Source organism: Gloeocapsopsis sp. IPPAS B-1203 (assembly GCF_002749975.1).
Taxonomy (GTDB): Bacteria; Cyanobacteriota; Cyanobacteriia; order Cyanobacteriales; family Chroococcidiopsidaceae; genus Gloeocapsopsis.
This window is the reverse complement of sequence record NZ_PEIG01000002.1, coordinates 451,065-466,103: the sequence shown is the minus strand read 5'-3', so window position 1 is coordinate 466,103 and position 15,039 is coordinate 451,065. Positions and strand designations below refer to the sequence as shown.

Genomic DNA, 15,039 nt, shown 5'->3' with positions numbered 1-15,039 from the left:
GAGATCAGAGTGACAAATTTTTTTAGGTTTATCAACTTTGAGCCTCTATGTTGACCGCGACTACAGCTAAGAATGCAATGGTATTAGCTAGTACGTACCCAAGCAAAAAAATACTCATTATTTAGGTGTAGTTGCCACTTACACTCCATTTCACACCTAATTTTTTGGTGGCAAACTACACTTTAAACAGCGAAACTTTTGTGATGTTCGGCGCAATGAGTAGAATGTCTACTCAACATTGCCTACTTTTTAATCTTGCCTAAATTACTCATAAATGTGTTGACTTTGATAAAAAAGTTAAAGTTACTGCTGACTTAACTTAATTGAGCAACAAGTTGATTTTGCAATAACATTTGATTTGTGAATAAATCTTCAACGGTAATACGTAAAAACCGCTCTTGATCGACTTGAAACAACACTTTAACACGATCGCTTCCTGGATATCCTGGTGGTGTCAGTTGGGCAATGGAGCGCGCACCATCTTGATCGTTGAGGGGCTTTACTTGAGTTTGTCCGCTATCGAGACGACGTGTGATGAGGCGATCGCCATCAAAATATACTTCAGTACTGCCTGTTTCTTGCCCAAGCTCACCGATAATTAATTCAATACTCGGTTGATTGTCTACCGAAGCACCTAAAACAAGTTCTACTGGCTCGCTCATCGGGTAAGGTTGTCCAGCTTTAATTAAAGGATGCCATTTGTGACTATTTTGCCGTCGATCCCAGTAACGAATACCGTAGCTATGATAAAGAAAATCTTTAATTTCGATACCTTGACTTAACTGTAAAGCCCCTTGCGCGATCGCTTCAAAAGGTTTTTCACAACGAATTTTTGCTGAATCAAAATACTGTTGTATCCATGTTTGAACTGCTGGCATTTGGGCTGTTCCGCCAACAAGTAAGACTGCATTAATATCAGCAACTTCTAACCCTTGTCGCCTTGCTTGTTGCAAAAGTTGAGTCATCAACTCATCTAATCGCTCAAAAAATGCGTGTTCTTGCAAAATATTTTCTAAACTCGCACGATCTAAATCGAGTTGGTAACTTTCAAAGGTTTCGTCATTAAAATAGACTTCACTCGCCTGTGATTGAGTTGATAATTGAATCTTCAATTTTTCTGCAAGTCGTGTCGTTAAGGAATTGACAACTAAACCCTGCGTTGTAGCAAAGTAATCAACCAACCAATGATCGATATCAGAACCGCCCAGATTTTGTCCTGCTTTGGCGAGTACTCGTGCTGTTTTGGGCTTTTGTCCTGATTTTTCGCTAAATAACTTATCACCCCATTTCAGCACAAACCCTAGTGGTTTCTTAGCTGTTTCCTTACCATCTAACTTAACTAAAGATAAATCAAGTGTTCCTCCACCAAAGTCAACAACGAGTAAATTTTCTTGATCTGCTAAACCATAACCCAAAGCAGCCGCAGTTGGTTCATCAATCAGCCGCACTTGTTCAACCGCAAGTGATTGACACACATCTCCTAGCCAGTGACGATAAGCTTCAAAGCTATCTACAGGTACAGTTAACACCAAAGACTCTGTGATATCAGGCGTTTGGGCATTCAGGGTTGCAATAATTTGTGTCAAAAACCATTGCCCCACGCCTTCAAAAGTAATCGTCTCGCCATCGAGTTCGGGGAGAAAGCCTTGAATATCTGCACCAATTCCTCGTTTGAAGCCCTGAAAAAATCGCGGATCATTTGCCAAATCTAATCCGCGATCGCGTACTGCTTGCCCTACAATCACTTTCTTTTGGGCTGCATCCTCCACATACACCAAACTCGGAACCAAAGGCGGATTTAATCCTTGTTGTACCGAAAGCCCCGCTAAACTCATTGTTTCTGGCTTTTGCGTCACGGGGTTCCAACGCGCTATGCAAGTGTTACTCGTACCAAAATCAATTGCGATCGCCATTCAACTATCTACTATGCTTTAAGTCCTCATATTATTCATACTATTTTCTGTCAGTGCAGGAACATCTAAATTACTTGGTTAGGGTTGATAATAGGTATTTACTGCCAAAACTTAAATCTCAAAACTAGCCACTCCTTCCCTCACTCCTCGCCCCTTGTTAGCCACTCTTTTTGCAACAAAGCGATCGCATCTTCCTTAGCTTTAGCTTCAATTTCGATCCAGGGGGCTTCGCGATAGACACTTGGCATCAGAGAGATTAATTCACTGTGCTTGCGATCGTTAAAGGCGGTTTCACCGTTAGATATATGGACTAATTGCCAATCTGGATTTTCCCAAGTATCGCGTGCTGCATAAAACATCTCAGCTACCGAATGATCTTCGTAGCTACTTAATTTTTCATGACAGATGTGATGATGAGCATCAAACACCATTGGAACGCCAGTGCTTTGACATACTGCTAAAATTTCCTTAGCGCTGTACGCATATTCATCGTTCTCGAATGTTAAACGATTTTTGATGTCCTCTGGTAAATCATTGACAACTTGAATTAGTTGTTCTGGGCGTTGCGCTTTACCACCGTGAATATTCATCAATGACCAATGCGATCGCGGCAATCCTAATAAGTCTAAATCTTTTGAATGCCTTTGCAAAATTTGAATACTCGATTGCACAACAGTGGGAGAATCAGAACTCAATACAACGTATTGATCGGGGTGCAGCACAATCCGAATGCCTAAGTCTAAGGCACGTTGTCCGATTTTACCCAACTCATCCCGCATTTGTTCTAACACCTGTGCCCCAATTTCATCTTCCCAATCGTTTAGGGGAAACAAACTTGAGGAAGCGCGATAAAGCTTGATATCGTGTTGCTGACAAAATGAAAGTGCTTTATGGAGACGGGTGACATTATCTGTATAAATATCTTTTAGAGTATTCTCCCGTTCGCTTTCACTGAGTTTGAGATAACGAGTGCGCGTTATTGTGCGGAAACGCACCTCTTTGGAAAAGGTGACACAGACTAAACCAAGATTTGGTTGAGGCGATCGCGCTTCTAAAGTCGTATGAGACAAATTATTTAGCTCAACTGCTGTCATTCATTATTGATGATTAACCACATTCTTATTCAACTGGGCTTTTTGTTAAGAAAGTAGTATCTGTAGGCATAATTGGCTACTACTGTCACACATTTATTCAGTATCAAGCACAACCACAATCAAGATTATATATGGGGTAGACATCTTGCCTGCTTGCACCCAAGGCTATTTCATCTTCAATCAAGTTGACTTACTTGGTTAAACAGCTTTAAATCTATCTTTTAATAGATGACAATTTTTGCCTACTATCTTTGGGTAGAAATAAAAAAATGATAATTTCCTCTTTAAGTATGTTACTTATGGTCAAAAACCTTGCATAAGTGATTAACTACTGTCCTGAAAATGCCGGTAGAAAAGTATTTCTTGCTCGTTGTCAAGAAAGCTACAAACTTAATATTTGTCAAGTATATGAAATACTTCTTTAGGTTAATGGCGGAGAAACGAAATATTTCTTAACCTGGGGAGGCAAAGCGAGTAAAGAGGATCGCGATCCTGCTGACTCCTGAACAGTGCAATAAGCGTTAATTGACCGCAAGGCGTCAAATTTATGAACAATCAGCAATCAGCAGATGCTGCTATCTTCCTCGGAAACCTCAAAAACGGAATATGGCTGCTAGGTACGTCCTCCTGGCTGTTTGGTATTACAGATAGAACTATTGCTTCATTCTCAGATGGTTATCTATCTGCGATAGATATTATTCAGCTATCTACTGCGTCCTTCTTTTTTGTCAGTTGGCTATTTCTCAAACCGACATCAAAGGTGCAAACTCGGTAATATCCTTTTCAACTAACTTGCGTCATAGAGACAAGAAAGCGCTGATCAGTTGGTGCAATGTTGCGATGAAGCACATCTGAAAGGTTGTGAGTGTCCTGAATAATTTTCATCCCAATCGGAGAAAAAGTTTTTTCGTTAAACACATTTTCAGCAAGCAAGGGATTAGTCAGTGCTTGAGAAAAGGCATCAATTCCAACAATTCTGCCAATTAAAGGAGACAAAGCAGAATTTTCACGGGTGTCTTCCGCAAAAAGTCCTACGTAATATTCAATGTTATCTACATGACCGTATAAAGCTTTGAGATCCTTTTGTGTTCCTTCATCTTCAGTAATTTGATTAAAATCTGTCACTCTAGGAAACTTACACATCTCCCTGTAGTCGTTGTAGCTTGCTAATTGAGCATCGCGCCCTAATTTAATACTGTTGATGTCAGTGTTGAGAATAAAATAGGGAGTATTGTGCAATCCGATGTCACCTGCAGGTTGTTTAGAAGCTGCATCGAATAATTGTCCTAAACCTCTACTTGTAATTAAGTCGTTATTCCACTGTGTTTTTTCTATAGGAATTTCTGACCCATCAAGTACAACTTTATTCGGTACAAGACTGTGCCAGCGATACAATAAATTAAATTCTACTGTCATCCAATTTTGGCGATACCACTTCTCATTTGTGAATGTAGTTGGATCGACAATAAACTTGAAGTAGTACGGAGTAATGTGATTGATGTACTCTTCAACGACGATTTTAAGGAGTAGTACTATAACAATATTTCTAGCCGTTTGAAAGAGCCGTTCGTCATCCCAATCTCTATAAGTTTGTGCTAAAACATCACAAATTCGGTTATGCTCCCTCAAAAACAGGGTATTCATCATTACATAACCAATCTGGACATTTCCGCGTTCATTACCCATTGCAAATAGGTGATTTTTTTGTTCTGGAGTCGTCCATTCTTCACGAAAAATTGGTGGAGGTAATTCTTTAAACTCTGCTTTGACTTGTCCGTTTTCAAAGTAGTATGGAGGGTAGTCTTCTCCATCTATTGTCTGGTAACGTAGCTTACCACCTTGATGTAATCTTAAGATGTTAGTAATATCTTTATTCAAGCCATATAGTGGGCTGATATCGATTTCGTGGTTAGAAGTATTTTTTAAGTTATTATTTCTATCAGTTCGTAAAAAACCATCAGTAAACCACTGAGCAAAGTAGGAAAACAACAGTGTAGATTTGGGCGATAAGATCTCTGTTCCCTTACGCAAAAATAGCATTTCAGCGATGGTTTCGGGTGATGGTAATTTCTTGTAGTCTCTATTAACTGGCGGTAAATGTCGCCCACTGTATTTTCTATCAGTTAATGAATCCCATGATGTATAAGATGCCATTGTGCTGAAAGGATAGGGACGAGTCGGAATTTTATAAATAGCATTGTTGATCAGATATTTATTAATTTTACGCTTGAGATAGCCATTTTTTTGAACTAAATCCCACAACCACTTGAAGTGCGTTAAGATATAGTATTCTATGTTATTTCTCAAACCGTCTTTTGCAGTACTCCTTCTCTTCATGGCAGCGCTCACCAGTTAGGTATAATTTGTTACTAATTCGACTAGACGCTTAGCGACTGTCGAACTGACTTTAGATCAGCAGTAAGGAGTAACTACACTAGTGGCAAGGACTTTTCCTAAAATTTCTAGAATGCGATCGCGAATAAATTCGTCACTAAACAAACCTTGTCTAAATAGTGCGCGGACTTAATTATAAAACCCTGACTTTAGTGTGCCCTCGCTACACTATATTGAAGGGCACTTTCTTAGGCAAAAGATTTTATCGAGAAGAAGAAACAGAATCTTTAGTATAAGAATGACGACGGCGACGTTGACGCGATCGCAAGCTGAGGATACAAGCTACCAACCAAACTGCTCCCGCAGCATAACCGGCAATGACATCAGTAGGCCAATGTACACCCAAATATACACGACTAAAGCCGATCGCAAACACGAGTAAAACAGTAATACTGGCGATCAATTTTTGCTGATGTGGAAAGCGAGTTGCAAATATATATCCAAGCATTCCATATACAACAAGTGACATAACAGCGTGTCCACTAGGAAAGCTGTAATCTCTGAGGTTAATAAATTGCTCCCACAAATCTGGTCTTTCTCGTGTAAATAATTGTTTAAGAATATACTGAAGTAAAAGCGAACCGACTAAGGCGATCGCTAATGTATTTGCTTGTGAACGATGGCGCTGCTTATATAGCCAAACTCCTACAGCGATACAAAGAATAGACAACACCGTTGGATCTCCGAGGAATGTTGTTCCCATCATTGCTTGATCGAGCAAGGGGTTGTGTATCCCCCTAATTGCCAGCATGATAGCCGTATCGAAGTCGTGGCTTTGTTGTGCTAAAACTCGTCTAGCAAGTCGAGCAAATATCCATAGTGACAAGACTGAAACGAGTATTCCAATGACTCTAATGCGGAATACTCTTGAAGAGAGTTGTACAAGCGCCGAGCGCACATTCTGGGAACGCATTCAGATAAACTTAAACAATCAATTTCCAGTTTAAGAGAAACTATCCCAAGCTTGAGCAACGACATCACTTAACCACCGTCTTTGCTGAACGTCAAGTAAGCTGTCATCGGCTAGCACTTGAGCAGTTAACTCTTCTAAGGATTGACCTTGGGCGCGGACAATTTTAATCACACCAGCGATCGCAGCTGCAACTAATTCTTCATTTACAGGTTCTTGGTGCAGATCGACAATTTCTTCGGGACTAGCAGGAATGGGATAATGCATGGCGTACTTTCACACAAATAGGAATTACTTTAATAAACTTAGTTAGATTGTAAACTTTCTTAAATAAATTCTCAGCTAACTCGTAAGGGGAAGTTTAGCGCAAACTGTGATTTTGTCAACTCTATCTGCATAAATAATTAACTCGGAGTTAAGATCAGCAAAATGAGAGAACTTGTTTACATAGAAATTCCCACACCAGATACAGCAGCCGTTCTGAACTGGCTGCAAACGGAATGGGTACCGGAAGTAGGGGAAAAAATTATCACTTCTGAAGGGCTGCGATTGAGAATGCCCCAAAATTTATCTCCGGTAACGTCTACTTCTGACTTTTCGGCAGATAAAATGCCTTCTGAACTCTCCGCTTTTGTCTGGTCAGTACAGCGTACAACGTATCTTAAAGTTTTCCGCTGGGGCGATCGCGCTTTACCCCATGAAAAGCAAATTCTCCAATATCTGACGGCTGAACTACGAGTTAGGTTTCCACATCACTATCCAGAACCACCTGAAATTGGTAACAAGTCAATTTTTGAGGCACTAGCTCCTAATTATCCTTTAACTGTCAAATATTTTCAAAAATTTCCTCAAGGAGAGTATGACTTAACCCGCGCTTATTGGTGGGAAAAACGATGGCGCGAAGGTGTTCGCAATCCACAACAACCACAGCAAGTCATTTTTAAAAAAGTGCCCATTCATCAGAAGCCACTAATACCTACTTATGACTTGATCTACATAGGTGGTGCATTAGGCGTTATTCATGCGGCAGTAATGGCGCAGTTAGGTTACAAAGTATTGCTGATTGAGCGCTTACCGTTTGGCAGAATGAATCGCGAGTGGAATATTTCTCGCGCCGAATTACAAAGCTTGATCAATTTAGGCTTGTTAACTCCAGCAGAATGTGAAAGTATCATCGCCCGTGAATACAAAGACGGGTTTAATAAGTTTTTTGATGGCAACAACCCGCATCATCTCAAAGCACCTGTGTTGCATACTCCAACTGTGTTGAATGTTGCGCTTGATGCAGAAAAGCTGTTACAAATGTGCGGAGAAAAGTTACAAGCGGCTGGCGGAGAAATTTGGGATGAAACGGAATTTCTCAATGCTGTTATAGCAGACACACACTTAACAGTAAAAGTCAAGCACTTGCCAACACGCGAGCGAGAAGCTACCGGACGTTTGCTCGTAGATGCGATGGGAACAGCCTCCCCAATTGCTTGGCAGTTAAACGGCGGACGAGCATTTGATAGTGTTTGCCCAACCGTAGGTGCGGTAATTTCTGATGGTTTTGATCCAGAGGTGTGGGATTCGCAGTATGGCGATGTATTGAATAGTCATGGAGACATTTCACGCGGAAGACAACTGATTTGGGAGTTGTTTCCAGGTGGAGGAAAGGACATGGCGATTTACTTGTTCCACTACCATCAAGTGAATGCAACTAATCCTGGCTCGTTGCTTGAAATGTATGAAGACTTTTTTACAATTTTACCAGAGTACCGTCGCTGCGATATGGATAAGCTGGTGTGGAAGAAAGCCACATTTGGTTATATTCCAGGTCACTTTAGTTCTAATAGCCGCGATCGCACAGTTGCTTTTGATCGCCTGATTGCGATTGGAGATGCAGCATCACTGCAATCTCCTTTAGTCTTTACTGGCTTTGGTTCCTTAGTCCGCAACCTAGAACGATTGTCAACACTACTAGATACTGCCTTAAAGCATGACTTGCTGAAATTTCAGCACTTGAACCAAATCCGTGCCTATCAAAGCAACGTTGCTGTTACCTGGCTATTTTCTAAAGGCATGATGGTTCCTACAGGTAGATTTTTACCACCTCAACGCATTAACTCAATGCTAAATACTTTCTTTGGCTTGTTGACTGATGAACCTTTAGAAGTCGCTGATACGTTTATTAAAGATCGAGTAGATTGGTTAACTTTTAATCGCTTAGCGCTGAAAGCAGCCAGAAAAAATCCTGCTCAAGTTTTGTGGATTTGGGATTTAGCTGGACCAAAAGATATTTGGCGATGGCTTGGTAACTATATTAACTTTGGCTTCTTTGCCTTATTCAGTGCTTTAGCGAGTAGTTGGTTTCCTGGTTTTCTACGTCAAATACAATCCTGGTTAGAACCTCGTTATCCTGCTTTATGGTTAAAGCTACTAGCCTATAATTATGAACTGACAGCGGGTATGGGGCGTTCTCAAACCTATCAACAGCAACATACGAGTCGAGATATAGCACTCAGTCAGAGGTCAGAGGTCAGAAGCTAACAAAGTGCGTGCAGGATAAGAGAGAATACCTGCACGCAACTCATTTATATTTAACGAATATGGGCAAAATTTGGTAGTTCAATCGCAGCTAAAGTCTTACGTTTTTTAGATCGCGACGGATTCAAAACAGGTGAAGGCCAATTAGGATTAGCAACATCAGCAGGTTCTTCCCATGTAGGTAGTGGTTCAAATTCAGTCGTTGATTCAGATGACACTGACGAAGATTCTGAATGGTGAAGAATCTTGCGATCGCAGTTAGTCTCAGCAGGCGCTTCTAGCACTTCTGCGAACGTAGCTTCTAACCATTGTGATTGATCTAATGTCTCTGTCGTGACTTCTACTACCTCAATAACATTGTCAGAGGCTTGAGCCTCAACACACGAAGTATCACTCAATAAATTTAATACAGCATTATGTTGCTCTTCTGGAGTTTGTCCCAAGGGCGCGATCGCTTCTGGAAATTGCTCTTTAAAGGCTTCTACTAAAGTTTCATCGATATTTGTTGTCGCTTCCGCAACAGCATTTATTGGCTGTGTAGCGAATACTTCACAATCAATTTTTGATTCGCGGATTGACCAAGGTGGAATTGGTTCGACTTGGGCAAAAGACACTTGATGCGATGAATCAGTTTTTTGCTCGCATTCTTGATACGTAAAAATGCGATCGCTTTCAACTTCAGATTTAGCTTCAGGTTGATCGAGACATTTTTCTAATGCGACTTTCAGTTGCATTGTGTAGCGCTGCTGACGTGTCAGGCGGTTGCGTAGTTCTTGGCAGGTGCTTTCGCTTTGTCGCAACTGATAAGTTTGTTCGTTGTGAGTTGCTTGAGTTAATAACCACTCGTGTTCAAGTTGATTAACTCGTTCTTGACTTGTTTGTAACTGTACTGTTAAACCTTCGTTTAAAATTTCCTGCTGCTGGTTTTTTTCTTTAAGTGCTTGCTGTTCTTGCTTGAGTAGTTTAATTTGTTCTTGCGCAGTTTCTAACTCCTGCATTTTCTGTGCTAGCTGTGTTTGTAGCAACGATCGCTCTTGATGATGAAGCTGCGAGTCTTTTTGGCATTCCGCCCGTGCTTGTTCTAACTGTATCGCCCTTTTGAGTAGCTTACTATTTGTCAAGCGTAATACTTGAATTACAGCAACTGCTTCTTGTTTGTCCATTTCAACATTTATAGGCGCGCTTAGCAAGCCTTCGATTTCTTCCATCAGGCTGGAAGTTGTGATTCCTGCTAAATCAGTTTCTTTTTGAGTTAATTTCATATTCATAGGCAATTTGCTCTGGGCAAGCGCATTAGCATCACAGAGTATCCGATTTGTTGCAGTTGAGTGAGTTTATTGACTGGTTAAGAAAATACTAAATCAGTTAATTTATTAGCTGCACTCGTAGCACATGGCGGGATGACAGGATGCTAAGTTTAACGAAACTCCTCTGTCTGTGACTTTAGTCACAATTTATTCAAAGGTTCATGGTTCAGCGATAGCGGTCAGCAGAGATATTATGTGTACGTGAATACTTAAAAGCAACGCAAAAAGTTATTGTGTTCAATTAGATGGACATGATATTAGGTATTCACTCAGAAAACAAGGGGGTAAAAAAAGTATTGGAAGAATCTAATTTGCAATTAGATTTAACAAATTCCTCTAATGTAAACTAGTAAACAATTAGGTTAGTCAACCGTTATTTATTGAGCATTAAGTAAAGATTTATGTTGAGCATTAAGTAAAGATTTATTTTGTTATATCAAATTGAGCTAACTATTTGTGTATGGAATAGCGACTAATTGCTAGCTCAATGATAGTTTGGTCATACCAAAAGCTCATGGCTCATAGTTAATTGAAAACAAGCTAAAAGCAAAGAACAATTTTTCTATTGACAACATATTAAGGTAGCCAACGAGGATGAAAACCTGGTAATGGCAGTTGTTCTGGTTGCATCTGGGTAGGTTGTGGCGAGGATGCAGGTGAAAGCAACGGAAGTAACCATAAACGACTCGTTGCGATCGCCTCTCCGTCACTCGTGCGCGGGACATCGGCTGCTGGATTAACCGCATCTGTTGCAGCTACGACTTGGTCAAACAACACTGCCAAACCATCCGGTGCTAAACTCATTTGAACGTCACGTTGGTCTGGTAGAATCACTAAAGGTTTTTGATTGCCTGTTTTAAAGTCAATTGCGACTAAATACGGTTGTTCCTCGTACTCTTCTTTCTCCAGCAACTGAGTCAGGAGACAATAAAGATTTTGGCGGAGTGGATCGAACTGACAGCTTTTAATTGAGCCTGTTGTCCGTAAAAGTTCTTGTGGTTCGCCCTGGCTGGTTACCAAAAATAGCGATCGCGTGTAATCTGAGTTAAATTTCACCATCGTTGCTTGCGCACCATCGCGAGAAAAATTCAGTACCATCCCATATTCCGGCAGAAAATCCAGTGGTTTTTCAGCATCGGCTTGTAACGGTAAAATACCTACACCTTCTCCTTGTGCTACTGCCACAGAAGTGCTATCTGGTGTAATCACAAAGTCTCCTCCTGGTTGGCTATTCAATTGCTGCGGTTTTTTGTTCTCTTGCAATAACCACAGCCCAAATTCTCCAGGATTTTGTTGATTCACACGTTGAACAACAATTTTTTGTCCATCCGCAGAGAGATCGAATTTTAAATTTTGATACTCTTTGTTATCTAATATTAAATTTATTTTACCAGGTGGTTCTGGCTTAGCTGTTGCGTCAAATGGTAAGCGCAAGCCCAAAAAACTTTGAGTAATTTGGGTTCCAGAGTCAGAATTTATGCCAGTAGTTACTGTATAGAGTTGTGAACTCAGTAAGTCTTGGCTATTTGTGCGCTCAGTAGCAGAAAATAAAACTTTTTGTCCATCAGGATATGGCTTGAAGTCTACCACAACTAAATCTCGGGGCGTGAGAATTGTTTTTTGCTGTTGTGAGAGGTTGTAAAGTACAAGGCGTCCTTGTTCATCTTCTTCTACGCCCAGATAAACAAAAGCGCGATCGCGCGTGCGAAAGCGGCTACTAAATGGCTGCATCACTTTTGGCGAATTTTCTGCTACGGAAAGGCGATCTTTAGCACTGTGTAGATTAAATTGATAAGAGTTGCCATAAGGTGCAGGTGTCAGCAGTGTATACGCCATGCGTCGCCCCGCCCAGCTTATTTTCCCTGGTAGTGGCGGATCTATCTGAAGATTTTCTTCAACACTCTTTGTGTCCATAGGACGACTAAAATTCAAAATAAAAGCCGTGTCTTCTGCGCCAATTGCTTTACCATCCCAACTGAAATCTCGCACTTGTGGCGCGACACCATCACCTCGTAATAACAGCAGTCCAATTAAAACACTCAGCACCAGCATTAAGGTGAGTGCGACACGATCAAGTGGTTGTAGAAATTTACGACTCACAGACATACTAGTAAGGATCAGGGGTCAGAGGACGCTTGCGCAAACCTACGGTTCAGGGAGTTAAAGAAGCTTCAGGAGAATACTCTTTCGATATATTCAAAATTCAAAACGTGCTAACGCACCGCTACGCTAACAAAACTCATAACTAGTGACTAGCTGCTTCACTAATATTCATAAGGGTTTTCAGGTTCAGCAATTTGTGTCAGTGAAGTTGCTTGAATTGTTAACTGACGTTTACCTGCTAGAGTATCAGTCATCATTGTCCCTTCAATTTCTAACCAAGTATCTGGTGGATAAGCTTGGCGAGATGTAGTCAATTTCACTGGTAAACCTACAGGATAAGCATCCGCCGCGCAGCAGGTAATGACAAACCGCGATATCAAAATGTATTCTGGTGGCAATTCTGGAGGATGAATGACAAATCCTTGCACTTTAGCACTTTGTCCGGCATAAGCATCTGGTTCAGGATAAACATTTAAAGTTCGTACCCAATCTAACAGCGATCGCTCTTCAGGATTACGCGCACTCCGAAAAGCTTGTGGTTGCGCCCTTGTTGCACCTAAAGAATCTGTCACACCCCGATCAAGTGCAGTTTGACTTGCAAAAACGCGAGGTGTAAATGTCATACCAATAATTGCCGTAACTAATAATAAACTGCTACTCATCCCAGGAGGAAATAAAGTGACGTGCTGTGTTGCTGTACCACTATTACGGCGTCGTCGCAACAGTTCCCAGGCTTTACTAGCTGCAATAATAATTAATCCAATACCGCCGGAAATGACTAGCCAAAAATAATCAGGATGAATCAGTAAATTCAGCTTACCTGTCAGCCAATACCTCAGCATTAAAATGCCCCAAGCACCAATTGCTAGCACATCGAGCCAAGTAAACAGCCAAGCTCTAGTGTTAGATTGATTGAATGGTTTTGCTTGTTTGCGCTTGGATTTGCCGCCAATCATAATTCAGCAATTAAATAATTTGCAAATTAATAAATAAAGTAAACAAAAATGTTAATTGTGCAGCTAAAGCAAATAAATAAATAATAGCTTTAGGTTTAAAGATAGACAGCATTAGACCAACTGCTTTTAAATCAATCATTGGTCCAAATATTAAAAATGCCAGGAGCGAACCGCTAGTAAATGTTGCAGAAAAAGATAGTGCAAAAAAAGAATCAACTGTAGAACAAATTGACACAACAGCTGCCAATATCATCATGGCAATAATTGATGTCACTGGACCATAGCCTAGACTTAAAATCACTTCACGCGGTACAGCAACTTGAATAAAAGCAGCGATCGCACTTCCAAATACTAAAACTGCACCCAATTCACGTAATTCTTGGATGGTATTGTCTACTAATAACCGCAGACGGTCGGATAAAGGCTTAGTTGGGGCTGTAGCTGCTAAACTTGCCTGGAGTACAGTAGCATCCATGCGTACCATTTGACCAGGTTGATTCAGTAAAAATGTTCCAGATTGCAATAGTGGTGATGTTGGCGTAGCTTCTTTTAATTCTTGTTTGGGGACAAAGTTATATTCCCAACTTTTAGCGATCGCCGGTTGTAACAAAGGCTTGAGATCTTTTTGAACGCTAAACACCCAGCCTACAATAGTAGCAATAGTCAGCGATAGCAAAATTCGCAGTACAACAATTTCCGGTTGATCGCGAAATGCTGTCCAAGTTGCCCAAATAACGATCGGATTGACAGTAGGCGCAGCCAATAAAAACCCAATAGCAACTGGTGTAGGTACTCCCTGCATTAACAATCGCCGTGCGACTGGCACATTACCACATTCGCATACAGGAAACAAAAAACCTACCATACTACCAACTAAAGCCCCCAACAACGGGTTTTTAGGAAGTTTGGCAATTAACTGTTGCTCATCAATAAACAACAACAATACACTAGATAACAACACCCCTAATAGCAAAAAAGGCATTGCTTCTACTAACAGACTTAAAAATAAAGTAAAGGCGTTGTTGAATTGACTCATGCTTCTGGCTGTGACGATCGACGATCTACAAGCGGCTGCTAAGCCATTCTATAAGAAGACTGGAAGAATATAGTAGTTCAACCTCAAAGAAATTTCCCCTCATCACGAAACAGACACGCAAAATCTTACATGACGCAAGAACTGGTTTACAGTTCCACCTGCTCTTAACATCTAGCTTCAAGTTTTGTATTGTCCTGAATTGAGTCAAACCCACGCAATTTTAAATTATTTATTTGGATTCACTTTTACAGGTATGCCAATATTGATCTGGTCGTATAAAGTAAAAACATCTTGTCCAGATGCTTCTGACATTTCACGAAAGCCATTAAAATAAAATTTGTCTTTCCAAAAGCTGATCCATATTGTTTCTAGTGAATTTTCTATTCCTGGGAAAATCATTTGTCTTATTAATGACTGCTGCCAAGTTATATTATGTTGCAGATCTACTCTTTTGAAGTCACCTTTGAGCTTTTTGTGAGGTACTTTTACACTTGGTGCTGAAGAATTAAACTGCAACTTTCTCACCTGATAGTCACTACGTTGTTCATGTAGTTTAGCCAGTAAGCGGGCATTTCGTAATTTGGCTCTTAAAGAATTATTTGCCACAAATTCTTCTGGTGGTAAATATAAGGATGCAGCTCCTAAAGGTGGTACTTCAGGCTCTAAAATTACTATTAATTTAATCCGATTTTTGGCAACCATAGCACTTGCTTGTTGCTGTAAGTGCAATAAAGACGTTGCTATTCCAAAATACGCCAGAATTAAGCTGTGCAAGAAAATTTTATAATTCATCATTAAAT

General features: G+C 40.5%; 12 protein-coding genes. 2 read left to right on the top strand and 10 right to left on the bottom strand.

The genetic code is table 11. The features are described 5' to 3' along the window. Positions 1-314: 314 nt before the first annotated feature. Positions 315-1,913, bottom strand: coding sequence for an Hsp70 family protein (locus tag CSQ79_RS05605; protein ID WP_099700193.1), 1,599 nt, complete (start codon positions 1,911-1,913; stop codon positions 315-317). A gap of 140 nt (positions 1,914-2,053) precedes the next feature. Then, positions 2,054-3,007: a UV DNA damage repair endonuclease UvsE gene (uvsE, locus tag CSQ79_RS05600; RefSeq protein ID WP_099700192.1), complete on the bottom strand. Its 954-nt coding sequence runs from the start codon at positions 3,005-3,007 to the stop codon at positions 2,054-2,056. 547 nt (positions 3,008-3,554) lie between these two features. Between uvsE and CSQ79_RS05595 the strand changes: the two genes are divergently transcribed. Continuing rightward, positions 3,555-3,782 (top strand): hypothetical protein, encoded by a 228-nt coding sequence (locus CSQ79_RS05595; protein ID WP_099700191.1) that lies wholly within the window; start codon positions 3,555-3,557, stop codon positions 3,780-3,782. 8 nt (positions 3,783-3,790) lie between these two features. Here CSQ79_RS05595 and CSQ79_RS05590 read toward each other — a convergent pair whose 3' ends face one another. The 3 genes from CSQ79_RS05590 to CSQ79_RS05580 form a co-directional block, all read right to left on the bottom strand. Next, positions 3,791-5,344: a peroxidase family protein gene (locus CSQ79_RS05590; protein ID WP_099700190.1), complete on the bottom strand. Its 1,554-nt coding sequence runs from the start codon at positions 5,342-5,344 to the stop codon at positions 3,791-3,793. A gap of 259 nt (positions 5,345-5,603) precedes the next feature. After that, positions 5,604-6,314 carry a phosphatase PAP2 family protein gene (locus CSQ79_RS05585; RefSeq protein WP_099700189.1) on the bottom strand — a complete coding sequence of 237 codons (711 nt, stop codon included), beginning with the start codon at positions 6,312-6,314 and terminating at the stop codon, positions 5,604-5,606. 30 nt (positions 6,315-6,344) lie between these two features. Further along, positions 6,345-6,578: a hypothetical protein gene (locus tag CSQ79_RS05580; RefSeq protein WP_099700188.1), complete on the bottom strand. Its 234-nt coding sequence runs from the start codon at positions 6,576-6,578 to the stop codon at positions 6,345-6,347. Between the two features lie 162 nt (positions 6,579-6,740). On the opposite strand from CSQ79_RS05580, the gene CSQ79_RS05575 reads away from it, so the two are divergent. Then, positions 6,741-8,840 carry an NAD(P)/FAD-dependent oxidoreductase gene (locus CSQ79_RS05575; RefSeq protein ID WP_099700187.1) on the top strand — a complete coding sequence of 700 codons (2,100 nt, stop codon included), beginning with the start codon at positions 6,741-6,743 and terminating at the stop codon, positions 8,838-8,840. 50 nt (positions 8,841-8,890) lie between these two features. On the opposite strand, the gene CSQ79_RS05570 is transcribed toward CSQ79_RS05575, so the two are convergent. The 5 genes from CSQ79_RS05570 to CSQ79_RS05550 form a co-directional block, all read right to left on the bottom strand. Beyond that, on the bottom strand, positions 8,891-10,105 hold the full coding sequence (locus tag CSQ79_RS05570; protein ID WP_143755423.1) for a hypothetical protein: 1,215 nt from the start codon (positions 10,103-10,105) through the stop codon (positions 8,891-8,893). 615 nt (positions 10,106-10,720) lie between these two features. Then, on the bottom strand, positions 10,721-12,250 hold the full coding sequence (locus CSQ79_RS05565) for a hypothetical protein (protein ID WP_099700185.1): 1,530 nt from the start codon (positions 12,248-12,250) through the stop codon (positions 10,721-10,723). Between the two features lie 158 nt (positions 12,251-12,408). Next, the gene (locus tag CSQ79_RS05560) at positions 12,409-13,203 is read right to left on the bottom strand and encodes a TIGR03943 family putative permease subunit (RefSeq protein WP_099700184.1); all 795 of its coding nucleotides are present in this window, start codon (positions 13,201-13,203) and stop codon (positions 12,409-12,411) included. Positions 13,204-13,213: 10 nt separating this feature from the next. Continuing rightward, positions 13,214-14,239, bottom strand: a complete 1,026-nt coding sequence (locus CSQ79_RS05555) for a permease (protein ID WP_099700183.1) — start codon at positions 14,237-14,239, stop codon at positions 13,214-13,216. A 225-nt stretch (positions 14,240-14,464) separates the two neighbouring features. Next, positions 14,465-15,034, bottom strand: coding sequence for a hypothetical protein (locus CSQ79_RS05550; RefSeq protein WP_143755422.1), 570 nt, complete (start codon positions 15,032-15,034; stop codon positions 14,465-14,467). Positions 15,035-15,039: the final 5 nt, after the last annotated feature.